Genomic DNA, 13,591 nt, shown 5'->3' with positions numbered 1-13,591 from the left:
TATATAATATATTTGTAAGTATTGTTTAGGATAAAAGTTCTTGGGTGTAAATAGCATCATCAATATTTGCTAAAAATCCCATATTGTTAGTTTTAATTAAATTTATAAAGGCTTTATGCTCTTGCTTTAAACTTGAGCTTAAAGTTATTTTTATTTCTTCGTTATTTTTAAACAATTTTGAATTTAAAAAATCAAGTTCATAACTAGCTAGATTAGTATTTATAAAAGCTCTTCTAATTTTGCAATTAAATTCCCAACTAGCCAAAATATCAAGTTTATTTGAGTTTAATTTTATACTTGAACACAAATTGTTTTTATAATTTTTACTAATTTCAAAAGTGCTTTTTATTCCAAAAAAATTAGCTAAATCAATATCATGAACACTTAAATCCATATCTACGCCAACATCGCTAATTCTTGCAGGATAGCTAGAAGCTCTAATAAATTTTGCATAAAGAATTTCTTCATTTTCTTTTAATAATTCTTTAAAGGCTAAACTAACAGGGTTAAATCTTTCACAAAAGCCTACACAAACATTGTTGTTTTTTGCAAGTTCTTTTATTTTATAAGCTTGTTCTAAATTAAAACTAAGTGGTTTTTCAATTAAAATATTTTTTACTTTTTTATGAATTTTTACAAAAATATCAAAATGAAATTTGGTTGGTGTTGCTATTATTGCAGCGTCTAAGTCGTTTTTTATTAATTCATCTAAATCTAAATAAAAATTATCATCTTTACTTAAAAAATCTGCTTTTACAATATCAAAGCAATATAAATTTATATTTTCTTTTTTAAGCTCGGTGTAATGATTTTTGCCCATTACACCTAAGCCAATTATTGCTAATTTCATATATTAAAGCCTTTGTTATTTAATCTATTTGCAAGTTCTTTTAATAAAAGAATTTTATCCCATTGTGTTTGTATGCTTATTTCATTGCCTTCTTCAGTAGAAGAAAAGCCGCATTGTGTGCTTATACTAAGCTGTTTTTTATCCATATACGAACTTGCTTGCAATACTCTTTTTTCTAAGTCTTCTAAGCTTGGGTTTTGAATTGTTTTTGTAGTTAAAATTCCTAAAACAACTTCTTGATTTTGTATATATTTTAAGGCTTCAAAACCACCAGAACGCTCATCATCAAATTCTAAAAAGAATTTATCAATTTTTAAATCTTTAAATAAAATATGGGCAATCTTGCTATAAGCACCGCTTGCTGCATATCTTGAGCGGTAATTTCCACGACAAATATGAATAGCACTAGTTAAACCTTTAGGCATAGAACTAAGGCTTTGATTTAAAAAATCTACATATTCAAGGCAGGTTTTTTCATAATCAAGCTCATTAATTTTGCAAAATTCATCATCACAAAGCGAACCATAAGAAGTATCATCAAGCTGCAAATATCTTCCACCAGCTTCAAAAAACAATTCGTAAAAGTCCTTATAAGCTTGTAAAATATCATCTTTTAATAAAGAATAATTTGTGTTGTAATAAGCAAAATTTGTCTCATTTTTACCTCTTACAAAAAGCATATATAAAAACATTGATGGACTTGGAATGGTAAGTTTTAGCCTTGAAATATCAATATTTAATTGCTTTGCTATTTTTATAAGCTCTTTAAAATCATTAATAAAATTGTGATTTTTACAAGAGATTTTATCAACTATTTTTAATCCTTCCGCACGAGTTTGCAAGCCTTTAAAAGCGTAGCCTTGCTCTTTTATAATCTTAATTACACCATCAAGCTGCCAATAAAAATCTAAATGCCACCAAGAGCGTCTTAACTCCCCATCACTTAAATAATAAAGTCCGATTTCATCACATTTTTTTAAAAGATTTTTTATACATTCGTTTTCAATATTTCTTAAAGAATTTAAATCAATTTTTTTATCTTCAAAATCTTTTCTTGCTTGTTTTAGTTTTTCTTCTCTTAAAAAAGAACCAACTTGGTCTAGTTTCATTTTTTCTCCTTTGTTTTAATTTGATTTTATTTATAAATTTTTAAACATTGAAATAACCTTTTCTTGATTGTTTTTATCTAAAAAAGCACAAAATGGTAAAGAGATTATGTGTTTGCAAACATATTCTGTATTTTTAAGTGTTAGCTTGTTGTATTCTTTAAAACAAGGTTGCTTATGTAAAGGCATAGGATAATGCACAGCATAAGGCAAATCGTTTTTAATAAATTCATTTATAATTTTTTCTCTATCATCAACCAAAATGCTATATTGAGCATATACGCTTGTGTAAGAATCTTTTATTTTTATTTTTTTGCAATTTATTAAATTATCATCATATATTTTTGCTAATTCCTGTCTTTTTGCTAGTTCTTCATCAAAATGTTTTAATTTAACATTTAAAACTGCAGCTTGAATGCTATCTAGTCTTGCATTTACTCCTATTATTTCATGTAAATATCTTTGTTTTGAGCCGTGATTTACAAATAATCTTATTTTTTCAGCTAAAAAATCATCATTTGTAAAAACAGCTCCACCATCACCATAACAGCCTAGTGGTTTTGATGGAAAAAACGAAGTAGTAGAAATATGAGCAATACTACCTGAAATATTATTTTTATTATCTTTTGCACCAAAACTTTGCGCTGCATCTTCAATTAAATAAATGTTATTTTCTTCTGCTATTTTTTTAAGTTCAAGCAAATTAGGCATTTGACCAAAAATACTTACAGCTAAAATAGCTTTAGTTTTAGGAGTAATAGCCTTTTTTACTTCATTAATATCAAGATTTAAATCTTGCATATTAATATCTACAAAAACAACCTTAGCCTTACAAAGAGCTATCATTTCAGCACTTGCAATAAAAGTAAATGCACTTGTAATTATTTCATCATCTTCTTTAATATCAATAGCATTTAATGCTGCAAGTAATGCACTAGTACCGTTTGAGCAGCTAATGCTATGTTTAATTTTTATATATTTGCTTAAATTGCTTTCTAATTCTTTTACACAAGGAGCAGCTATAAATTGTGCTTGATTTAAAATTTTGCTTATTTCTAAGTCAATTTCTTCCTTGTATGCTTTATATTGTGCTTGTAAATTAATGAATGAAAACATAGTTTATCCTTGAAAATTAATTTGCAAATAATAAATAAAATAGATTAAAAAATAAATAACTTAAACGATTTATTTTAAATTTATTGCTAAGATAAGTTCTTTTTTATTATTAAGGATATTTTATGAATAGTTTTGAAGTTGTGCATTTTAACACAGCTATTATTGTTGATTTTATTTTATATAGCTTGCTTATGATTTTTATTGGCTTTTATTTTTGGCGTAAAAATAAAAATTCTCATGATTATTTTTTAGGAGATAAAAATATGGGTCCTGTTGTATCAGCTTTAAGTGCTGGTGCATCTGATATGAGTGCTTGGCTTCTTATGGGCTTGCCTGGAGCGGTTTTAGCACTTGGACTAGGGCAAACTTATATTGCAATTGGGCTTAGTATTGGGGCTACTCTTAATTGGCTAATAGTAGCAAAAAGACTTAGAATTTATACTGATATTAAAGAAGATTGTATAACTATTCCTGATTTTTTTGAAAGTAGATTTAATGATGAAAAACACATTTTAAGAATAATTTGTGCCTTTGTAATTTTAGTTTTTTTTACTATTTATATTTCAAGCGGTCTGGTTGCTGGAGCAAAATTATTTGAAAAATTATTTTTAATTAATTACAACACAGCTTTAATAATAGGCACTTTTATCATTGTTTTTTATACTTTTTTAGGAGGATATAAAGCAGTTTGTTGGACTGATTTAATACAGGGTTTATTAATGATGCTTGCTTTAATTGTTGTTCCTATTACAATGCTTAATGAAATAGGTGGTTTTGATAAAGCAATAAGTGTTATAAAAGATTTATCAATTACCAACAATATTAATTATTTATCATTAAGCAGCGATGTTGGAATTATTGCTATTATTTCTTCTTTAGCTTGGGGGCTTGGATACTTTGGTCAGCCACATATTTTAGTGCGTTTTATGAGTATTAAAAGTGTAAATGATATAAAACAAGCAACATTTATAGGTATTTCTTGGATGGTTATTTCTTTGCTTGGCGCTATTATGGTTGGATTTTTAGGCATTGCTTATTTAAAAGTGTCTAATGTTAGTTTAAATGACCCTGAAAGGATTTTTATTTTAATGTCGCAAATACTTTTTAATCCTTGGGTTGCTGGTATTTTACTAAGTGCAATCTTAGCTGCAATTATGAGTACAGCAAGTTCTCAGCTTTTAGTATCAAGTTCAACCTTAGCACAGGATTTTTATAAAAAGATTTTTAAAAAAGATGCAAGCAATAAAACTATTATGTTTATTTCAAGACTTAGCGTTTTAATAGTTTCTTTAATTGCTTTTTTACTTTCAACTAATGAAAATTCAAGTATTTTAAAAATTGTAAGCTATGCTTGGGCTGGTTTTGGGGCTTCTTTTGGCTCTGTTATTTTGCTTTCATTGTTTTGGAAAAATATGAGTAGATTTGGCGCTATTTTAGGAATGGCTGCTGGGGCTATTTGTGTAATAATTTGGGAAAGCATTCAGGCAAATATGCTATTTAAAAGTGCTATATTTGAGCTTTATTCAATAATTCCTGCTTTTATTGTTGCTGTTGTGTTTATAATTATTGGTTCTTTGCTTAAAAAAGATGATTCATATTTAATTCACGAAAAAATGCTAAAGAATTTAAAATGATAAATATTGTTTTAGTAGAGCCAAGAATAGCAGCAAATGTAGGTACAATAGGTAGAACTTGCTATAATTTAGATTTTACCTTGCATTTAATTGGACCTCATTTTTTAGATTATGATGATAAAAAAATTATGAGAGCAGGGCTTGATTATTGGTTTAAGCTAAAGCCAGTTTTTTGGGATAATGCTCAAGAATTTTTAGATAAAAATGATTTAAATAAAATGAAGTTTGCTAGTACTAAATCTAATAATTCTTATTTTAATGCAAAATTTAATAAGGGTGATTTTATAATTTTTGGTAATGAAACTTACGGGCTTAGTAAAAGTAAATTCAATGATGTTTTAACTTATGAAAATACCTTTTTAATTCCAATGGGTAAAAATGCAAGGTCGCTAAACCTTGCTATGAGTGTTGGTTTTTTTAGCTCTGAAGCTTTAAGACAAATTATGTAATTTTGTAAATTTTTTAATTAAATAAGCGATGGCAAAGCAAATACAAGCAAGAAGTATTATGCAAGAACTTGTACTTAGATTATAAACAATGCTAATCATTAAGCCAAAAAAGCAAAATAAAAAACTTAAAATTGCACTTAAAAGCATACTATAAAATAGACTTTTTACAAACATTAAAGAAATATAAGCTGGGATACTAATTAAAGCTATTATCATTATAAGTCCTACAACTCTTAAACCAAGCACAACACAAACAGCTGAAAAAATAACTATCAAATAATATATTAAATCAGCTTTTATGTGGCGAATTCCTGCAAATTCACTATCTACACAAACACAAACTAATTGACGATAGAAAATAAAAACTAAAGGAATGATTATAAGTAAAGCAATAATCATTGCATAAAAATCTATTTTTTCAACGGTTAAAATAGCACCAAATAAGTAGTTTAAAATCACTGCATTAAAATTCGTACTTAAATCACTAAGCAGCAATCCAAGACTCATTCCAAACGCCCAAATAACACTAATAACAGCATCTTGATTGCTTTTTTGTTTTGATAAAAAAGCAATTATTAAAGCACAAAAGATACAAAAAGCTAAAGATGAAAATATAACACTAATTCCAAAGTACAGCGAAATACCAATTCCACCATACGCTGCATGTGCTACGCCTCCTACAATTGAACTTAGTCTATTTACTAAAATTAAAGGTCCAATTATTGCGCATAAAACACTTATAAAAAAAGATGCTAAGATTGCATTTTGTATAAAATCTAATTTTAAATATTCTAAAAACATTTGCATTTTCCTACTAAATCAATAGGACAAATATGTGAATTTGCTTTTAGCATTGATTTTATTTTATCCTTTTTAAATGCAGTTAAATCTTCGTGTATGTAAGCATTTTTTTGAATATGAATAATTTTATTTGCATAAGAGCTAATTAAAGCTATATCATGACAAACGCAAAGTATGCTTATATTTTTTAAGTTTTTAAGTAATTCAAAAATCTGCATTTGCCCATTAACATCAATACTTGCAGTAGGTTCATCTAGTAATAATATATCACATTCGCTAATTAATGCACGAGAGATTAACACCCTTTGTTTTTGTCCGCCGCTAAGATTTTTATATAATTCATCTTTAAAAGCAAGCATATTTGTAAGCTCTAAAGCCTTTAGTGCTTTTTGCTTTTCTTCTTTTTTGTAAAAAAAGGTTGATTTTTTTGTTAAAATTCCTGTTAAAACTAAATCAAAAACTGAAATCGGAAAGCTATCATTTACCTTTGAATATTGTGCTACATAGCTTATTTTATTGCTTAAAAGTTCTATGGTGCCACTTTTTGGACTTAATTTATTTAAAATTAAATTTAACAAAGTGCTTTTACCGCCACCATTTGGACCAATAATGCCCACAAATTCACCTTTTTTTACATCAAAGCTAACATCGCTTAAAACTAAATCGTTATTATAAGCATAAGAAAGATTTTTAATATTTATCATAATTCTCCTATAAATACAATTAAAGATATTATAAAAACTAGTAGTAAAAATACAAGTTGGTATTTATTTGAAATATTAATTTTTTTTGCATAAAAAGCACTTAAAAATATTGCTAATGCCATTCCAAGTGCAATTAAAATTGCAGCAAAAAAAGCTATTTTACCAAAAGAACTAACTAAAGCAATAACAAATATTAAACCAGGGCAAGGTAATAAACTTAAAACAAAAGCATAAAAACTATCAATTACGCTTTCTTTTTTTATTATATTTAAAATTTTACTTTGAGTATGTTTTGTGTAAAATTTTTTTATATTATTTGTTTTGCTTATTTTACTTATTTTTATTTTTTTAATTTTCATAAAAATTAAAAAAAGTGCTAATAAACATACAAATAAGCTAGAAATTATATTTAATTTTAAATAATTTAAGCTAGTAAAAATAAAAGCATAAATGAAGGCATTAAATAAGTGAAAAAATGCTATTTTTAGAGAAAATATTGCAGCTGATTTTTTAGAATTTAAAAACAATGCTGCACAAAGTAATTTAGAATGACCAGGCATAAGAGCGTGAAAAAAACCATAAGCAAATGCTATAGGATAAACTAAAATTGATAATTGCCTTAAATGTTTTAATAATAATTCTAAAAAGGCATTTAATAAATAAGCTATGTTTTGCGAAAAGCTTTTTGTATTTTTTACTATTTTGTTTTCTGTGCTAAATTCATAAAAAGCAGCGTTTAAGTTATAGTTTTCAATAACATTAAAATCTTTATTTACAATTTTATTTTCAATAAATGCAAAATTAAAAAAACCTTCGTTATCTTCAAAATTAAGGTTTAAAACTCTTTGATTTTGTGGAGTAAAATTATAAATAATATCATAATCAAGTTTTAAAAGCCCATCAAAGCTAACTTTTACATTTTCAACTTTAAAATCAAGCTCTTTACTGTAGCCAAATGGTAAATCATAATAACTTAATTGCATTAAATATTTTCTTGGCTTTAAGTAAGATAGCAACTTTTCTTCAATTATTTTTAATTCATTTTCATCTAATTTTAAATTTTCATTCTCATCGTAGTCGTTAATTAGATTTAAACTAAATTGCTCATTGAATTTCCAGCTTACATGGTGCAGGTCAAAACTAATATGAACGCTAGGTATTTGCAATGCGCATAAAGCACACGCAAATACTTTTATGTTAATTAGAACAATTATTATGCAAAGTCTTAGCAAAATTTAACATCTCGTCTAAAATATTGTAAGTTAAAGCGTTTATATTAGCTAGTTTTAAATTGCTTTGTTCTTTTACTAAATTAACACTTTTTGTATTAAATAAAGCAGAGCTAATAAGTAAGCAAGCTTTGTTTTCTTTAGCTAAATCAATCATTTTTTTTAGTTCTTTTATTTTTAGTTCTTTTCCTTCAAATTCTAAAGAATATTCTTTTAAATTAAATTCTTTTGCAAAATAGCCCCAAGCTGGATGAGAGCTTATAAAAGCCTTTGTTTTTAAATCCTTTGTTTGTTCGTTTATTTTTGTTTTTAAATCCTCTAAATCTTTTAGTAATGCTTGTAAGTTTTTGTCTATTTGAGCGGCATTTTCAGGATAAAGCAGCTTTAAATTTTTTGCTATGTTGTTTGAAAGTATTTTTAAGTTTTCAGTACTTGTCCAAATATGTACATCAGCGCCTGAATGATGATGATGGTGCTCGTGATGTGCATCGTGTTCATGTTCATGATGTGCATCGTGTTCATGCTCGTGTTCGTGTTCGTGTTCGTGTTCGTGTTCATGATGTGCATCGTGTTCATGCTCGTGCAAATGCGCATAAGAGATTTTTTTTATACCATCATCAATTCTTATAACCTTAATTTTAGTATTTTCCTTTAGTTTGCTAAGCCACACATCTTCAGCCTCAACTCCAATAGCAAAAAAAGCCTTGCTTTTATCTAATTCTAAAATCTTTTTAGCTTTTAGCTCAAAGTTGTGCGGATTAGAATTATCATCAACCAAGACAACAGTATTTACATTAGGTGCAATTTTATTAACCAAATATTCAATTGGTTTAATGCTAACACCAATATTTTGTGCATTTAAAAATACACAAGAAAAAAAAGTAAATGCAATTTTTTTCATAATTATTCCCTTTCTTAAAATTAGGTTGCTAGTATAATACAAAATATCTTAAATGTAACTTAGTTGCATTAATATTTTTTTTTAAACTTTTTTTGCTATTATTCGCCTTATGAATGCGGTTAAACTTTTACAAAAATATAAGATTAATGTTACTGATTTAAGGTTATTGATTATTGATGAGTTTATTAAATCAAAAGATGCCTTATGTTACGATGACTTTGCTAGTAAGATGAATAAGACTACTTTTTATCGTAATATAGAATTATTTGAAAGTAATAATTTACTTTTAAAAATTGAAATTAACGGCAAGGGATATTATAAACTCAATACAGGTTCAAACGCTCTTTTTGTATGCGATATTTGCCATCACACAAAGGGTATTGATTTACCTAAAATTGATAATTTACACATTAATTCAGTATTAATAAAAGGTGTTTGTGATGAATGTGAGGAAGAAGAGTGAGAATTTTATTTTTTATTTTTCTTAATTTATCACTAATGTATTGTGGTGATTTTCGTTTAAAGGCTTTAGAGGCAATTCCTTATGATAAAAACTTAGCGCAAATAGGGAAAAAATTATATTTTGATACAAATATAAGTTCTCGTAAAATGTCTTGTAATTATTGCCATAATTTAGATATTGATGGCTCTGGCACTAATGATAGTGGAGTAAATAAAGATAATTTAATAAATCCTCCTACGGTTTTAAATGCTGCTTATTCTTATTTATTTTTTAAAGATGGTGCGCAAAGGAATTTAAAAGAGCAAATAATAAGAACCTTAAAAGAAGATATGGGAGTTGATAAAGAGTGGATAGAAAATAATATTATTAATGATAATAAATACACTCATTTATTTTCTTCATACGGATTTAAACTTGATTACGATAATTTTATAAATTCTTTAGTAGAATTTGAAAAGGCTTTAGTAACATTAAACGCTCCTTTTGATAAATATTTAAAAGGAGATGATAAAGCAATTAGCGATGAGGCAAAAATAGGTTATGCCTTGTTTAAATATTATGGCTGCAATACCTGTCATAGTGGTTTTAATTTTGGAACTAATATTAAGGCTAAAATTAATACAGTATTTTCACCATTATGCGATATTTTGCCTGAGAATGTAAAAGTACCGACTTTAAGGAATATTACTTTAAGTGCTCCTTATGGATATAGCGGGGTTTTTAATAATCTTGAAGATATGGTGAAAATAATGGCAGTATGTCAAGTTGGAGTTATATTAGAAGATAGTGAGGTGGAGAATATCCTAGCGTTTTTAAAAAGCCTAGAAGGGCAAAGACCAGAAATTTTGGATAAAAGATGAATATAGAATATAAGAATTTAGAAATTAAAATTTTTGCATTAAAAATATTAAAATTTATTAGTGTTTTATTGTTTAGTATTTTTTTATTGTGCTTGTTTTTATTTGTAGATAAGACACAAAAAATAAATGCTTATAATAACCTTTCTCAATCAATAAAATCATTGATTTTAGAAAATAAAGAATTGTTATTTAATATTGAAAGACCAACAATTTACACTGATTTTGATAGTATTAATTATCAAACAGAAGATATAAACTCAAAAACAAGAAGTATTATAAAACAGGCTATATATTTTGATTTATTAGACAGTTCTAAAGAAGCGATTTTTATAAATTCTCTTAATACTTTGGGTGGTTATATAGTTGATTTTAATAGTATTTTAGCAAACAGTGCTAGTCAATATAAAAGTTTTAATATCTTATATGATAGCGATATAAAAAGTTCATATAAAAAAGATATTTTAGAGCTTGTTTTTAATAATAAAGTTCAAAGTTATGAAATAAAAAATATTCAAAATAAGTTAAAGCAATTAATATTAAGTATTGAAGGTAAAAAAAGTGAATTAAAAAATAAAATAGTTCAGCAAAAAGATAATGTGAAAAGCATAAAGTCGTTAAATGAAGAACTAGAAAATCAAGAAGAGTTATTTAGTTTTTTTTCACAAGGTTATAATTTATTGCAAAGTTTATTAGATTTAAGAAAACAAAGAGAGCAGATTTTAAAATTTGATGATATAAACACTCAATTACAAGAAATTTTACAAAAAACACAAACAAAAATAAGCACTTTACATAATGATAAAAATGAAATCTCAGTAAATGCAGCTATTGTGTTAATGCTTTTTGCTTTATGTATATTGTTTTTATATAGATATTCTTGGCAGATTTCAAACCTTGTAAGGGTTTTATATAAAGCTTTTATATTTTCTCCAATTCAGCAAATTTTAGTAAAAAAGCATAATGATGATTACAATATTAGTTTTGTAAATGAAACATTTGCTTACGGTGTAAATGTTGGAGAGCAAAGCTATCAATCAAGAAAGGTGCAAGCAAATAATTTTTATGATTCGTTAAATACTTTAGGTATTTTTGATAAGCAAGATTTAAAAACATTTAATTTTGGTTCAATAGTACAAGAAAGTCATAATAAAATAGAACTTTATAATGAAAATAATATTAACACAAATAGAGATACAAAATTCTTTAGTGTATTTAAAAAAGAAATTGATACTGATTACGACCTGATAAACAAGGTTGATGTATCTAAAAAAATCTTTCAAATTAAAACCTATAAAGACTTAGCAAATAATTTAAAAAATAAATTAACCACAGATGAACTTACAGGCTTACTTTCTTTAAGAGCATTGCAAGAAGATAGTAAAAATGATTTAAAAAAGATATTTGTATATATTAAGATTGATAATTTTAATGATATTAGATTAAATTATTCAACTGTAATTGTTGATGATATTATTAGATGTTTTGTGCAATCTTTAAAAAATGCTATTTTTCAATCGGAATTTAAAGAAAGTTTAGGACAAACTAAGTTTTATCATTTACAACTTGATGAATTTTGTATTGCTTGCGAGACAAAAGAACAAGCTATAAATATTGCATATTCAATCGTTTGGCATTTTAATAAGCAAAAAATAAAATCAGAGCATATTCAAGATGAAATCCCATTAAAACAAAAATTTGATTTAGCTTTTTATAATGATAAAAAAGTAAGTGATATTGAATTAAACATTGGTATTTCAAGCGATAGTGATATTACAAGACATTCAAACTATTATAATAGCGATGATTATTCTTCTTCGTTTGAGGTTATAAATCGTTTAGCTCAAGCTATTTTAGCAAGTTATGAAACAATTAATACAAGAGCTGCATTTTGTATTTATGATAAAGATAAAAGACTTGGTATTGAAGAAAAATATGCTCATCAACAAAAAGTAGAAAACGATATTCGTTATGCTATTGCAAATAACGGATTTTTTGTTGTTTGTCAAGGAGTACATAGTATTGCTAATTCTACTTATCCTGTAGAATATTATGAAATATTAGTTCGTATGAGAGATAAGGACGGAAATGTAAAATCTCCATATTATTTCTTAGAAATTGCAAAAAAAGTAGGTTATTATAAAGAAATTCAAAAAATAGTTATGACAAAGGCGTTTGAATTAATTGAGCAAACAAATGCTTGTTTTTCAATAAATATGGCAAATTCAGATATCGTAGATATTGAAACAAGTAAATATTTTTTAAGTAAGTTAAAAGAATGTTCAAAACCGCAGAATTTATGTATTGAAATCTTAGAGAGTGAAGGTATTGAAAAGTACGATGAAATAGCATACTTTTTAAGTGAGATAAAAAGATTTGGTTCTAAGATAGCAATTGATGATTTTGGTAGTGGATATTCAAATTTTTATCGTTTGTTAAAGGTTAATTTTGATTACTTAAAGATTGATGGAAGTATTATTCAAGGTCTTAAAACAGACAGCAAAAATGCTGATATTTTAAAATTAATTGTAGATTTTGCTAAAAAACAAAATTATGCAGTTGTTGCTGAATTTGTAAGTGATACTGAGATTTTAGAAATTGTAAGAAATCTACAAATCAATAAAGCACAAGGCTATGTTTTAAGCGAACCAAAAGAAGCAGAAGAGATATTTCCTTATTTAAAAGCTAATTTTAACGAGTAGATTTAAATATGAAAAAGATTATTTTATTATGCTTTTGCTCTTATTTTGTATTTGCAAAATCTTATTTTTATGAAGATAAGAATGAAAAGATATTTTTTAATGATAGTTCTGTTTTTAGCGTTGTAAAAAAAATACACATAGATGAAGATATTGCTATTAAAAATTCTTTTCAGTTCTTTTTCCAAGATAAATATAATATTTTAATGAATATTAAAAAGTCATTTAAAATAAATAAATACAAAAAATTATCTAAAAAGTTAGACTTTGACATACAAGAAAAGCAAGTTTCTAAAAAATTTTATTATAACTACACCAAAAATCATCAGTATTTAGATTTTTACTATGAATGTAATGAAGGCGATATTTGCGAAAGAGCAAGTATTTTAGTAGATTATAAACAAAATTATTATAGTTTTTGCAATAGTTCATATAATTATTATAATGGAGCAGCGCACGGTGTAAAAGATTTAGACTGTTCTTCTTATAAAGACAATCAAAAATTACAACTGCAAGATTTGTTTGATGATTATCAAGCTTTTAGTAATCTTGTGATTAAAAAAATTAATGATAGTTTTTATGACTCAACTTTAATCTCAAACGAAGCTTATAATATTAGTGAAAGTTCTTTTATTAGCCAAAATTATTTTTTAATTGATGATTATTTAGTTTTGCTTTATAATCCATATGTAATTCAACCTTATTTTAAAGGTTTAATAGCAATAATTATAAAAAAAGACTATATAAAAAATTATTTAAAAAAAGAATATTTAAATTAAAAG

The 13,591-nt window shown here is 25.8% G+C and carries 13 protein-coding genes; 6 read left to right on the top strand and 7 right to left on the bottom strand.

Annotated features, from left to right (window positions below; genetic code table 11):
- Positions 1–25: 25 nt before the first annotated feature.
- From CCANL266_RS05510 to CCANL266_RS05500, 3 genes are read right to left on the bottom strand one after another with little or no spacing between them, the layout of a single operon-like run.
- Positions 26–850: a Gfo/Idh/MocA family protein gene (locus tag CCANL266_RS05510; RefSeq protein ID WP_172232567.1), complete on the bottom strand. Its 825-nt coding sequence runs from the start codon at positions 848–850 to the stop codon at positions 26–28.
- Complete coding sequence (locus CCANL266_RS05505) at positions 847–1,959, bottom strand: 5-methyltetrahydropteroyltriglutamate--homocysteine S-methyltransferase (RefSeq protein ID WP_172232564.1); 1,113 nt, start codon at positions 1,957–1,959, stop codon at positions 847–849. Before CCANL266_RS05505 ends, CCANL266_RS05510 begins: the two co-directional genes overlap by 4 nt.
- Before the next feature lie 30 nt (positions 1,960–1,989).
- Positions 1,990–3,072, bottom strand: a complete 1,083-nt coding sequence (locus tag CCANL266_RS05500; RefSeq protein WP_172232561.1) for a DegT/DnrJ/EryC1/StrS family aminotransferase — start codon at positions 3,070–3,072, stop codon at positions 1,990–1,992.
- Positions 3,073–3,194: 122 nt separating this feature from the next.
- Between CCANL266_RS05500 and putP the strand changes: the two genes are divergently transcribed.
- Positions 3,195–4,706: a sodium/proline symporter PutP gene (gene putP, locus CCANL266_RS05495; RefSeq protein WP_172232558.1), complete on the top strand. Its 1,512-nt coding sequence runs from the start codon at positions 3,195–3,197 to the stop codon at positions 4,704–4,706.
- The gene (locus CCANL266_RS05490; RefSeq protein WP_172232555.1) at positions 4,703–5,155 is read left to right on the top strand and encodes a tRNA (cytidine(34)-2'-O)-methyltransferase; all 453 of its coding nucleotides are present in this window, start codon (positions 4,703–4,705) and stop codon (positions 5,153–5,155) included. Before putP ends, CCANL266_RS05490 begins: the two co-directional genes overlap by 4 nt.
- Here the strand turns inward: CCANL266_RS05490 and CCANL266_RS05485 are convergent.
- Genes CCANL266_RS05485 through CCANL266_RS05470 form a run of 4 tightly spaced genes read right to left on the bottom strand, consistent with a single transcriptional unit; the run spans position 5,138 to position 8,790 of the window.
- The gene (locus CCANL266_RS05485) at positions 5,138–5,956 is read right to left on the bottom strand and encodes a metal ABC transporter permease (RefSeq protein WP_172232552.1); all 819 of its coding nucleotides are present in this window, start codon (positions 5,954–5,956) and stop codon (positions 5,138–5,140) included. The genes CCANL266_RS05490 and CCANL266_RS05485 overlap by 18 nt on opposite strands.
- Positions 5,947–6,660, bottom strand: a complete 714-nt coding sequence (locus CCANL266_RS05480; protein ID WP_172232549.1) for a metal ABC transporter ATP-binding protein — start codon at positions 6,658–6,660, stop codon at positions 5,947–5,949. Before CCANL266_RS05480 ends, CCANL266_RS05485 begins: the two co-directional genes overlap by 10 nt.
- Positions 6,657–7,826 carry a DUF1007 family protein gene (locus tag CCANL266_RS05475; protein WP_172232546.1) on the bottom strand — a complete coding sequence of 390 codons (1,170 nt, stop codon included), beginning with the start codon at positions 7,824–7,826 and terminating at the stop codon, positions 6,657–6,659. Before CCANL266_RS05475 ends, CCANL266_RS05480 begins: the two co-directional genes overlap by 4 nt.
- A gap of 31 nt (positions 7,827–7,857) precedes the next feature.
- Positions 7,858–8,790: a metal ABC transporter solute-binding protein, Zn/Mn family gene (locus CCANL266_RS05470; protein ID WP_172232543.1), complete on the bottom strand. Its 933-nt coding sequence runs from the start codon at positions 8,788–8,790 to the stop codon at positions 7,858–7,860.
- A 109-nt stretch (positions 8,791–8,899) separates the two neighbouring features.
- Here CCANL266_RS05470 and CCANL266_RS05465 point away from each other — a divergent pair, with 109 nt between their 5' ends.
- Genes CCANL266_RS05465 through CCANL266_RS05450 form a run of 4 tightly spaced genes read left to right on the top strand, consistent with a single transcriptional unit; the run spans position 8,900 to position 13,588 of the window.
- Positions 8,900–9,253, top strand: a complete 354-nt coding sequence (locus CCANL266_RS05465) for a Fur family transcriptional regulator (protein ID WP_172232540.1) — start codon at positions 8,900–8,902, stop codon at positions 9,251–9,253.
- On the top strand, positions 9,250–10,113 hold the full coding sequence (locus CCANL266_RS05460; RefSeq protein WP_172232537.1) for a cytochrome-c peroxidase: 864 nt from the start codon (positions 9,250–9,252) through the stop codon (positions 10,111–10,113). The genes CCANL266_RS05465 and CCANL266_RS05460 overlap by 4 nt, the downstream gene beginning before the upstream one ends.
- A complete protein-coding gene (locus CCANL266_RS05455; protein ID WP_172232534.1) occupies positions 10,110–12,812 on the top strand; it encodes a bifunctional diguanylate cyclase/phosphodiesterase in 2,703 nt (900 codons plus the stop codon). Before CCANL266_RS05460 ends, CCANL266_RS05455 begins: the two co-directional genes overlap by 4 nt.
- Positions 12,813–12,820: 8 nt before the next feature.
- Positions 12,821–13,588: a DUF3298 domain-containing protein gene (locus tag CCANL266_RS05450; RefSeq protein WP_172232531.1), complete on the top strand. Its 768-nt coding sequence runs from the start codon at positions 12,821–12,823 to the stop codon at positions 13,586–13,588.
- Positions 13,589–13,591 lie beyond the last annotated feature (3 nt).

Origin of the sequence: Campylobacter canadensis, assembly GCF_013177655.1 — a bacterium.
GTDB lineage: Bacteria > Campylobacterota > Campylobacteria > Campylobacterales > Campylobacteraceae > Campylobacter_E > Campylobacter_E canadensis.
This window is presented reverse-complemented; position numbering and strand designations above follow the sequence as displayed.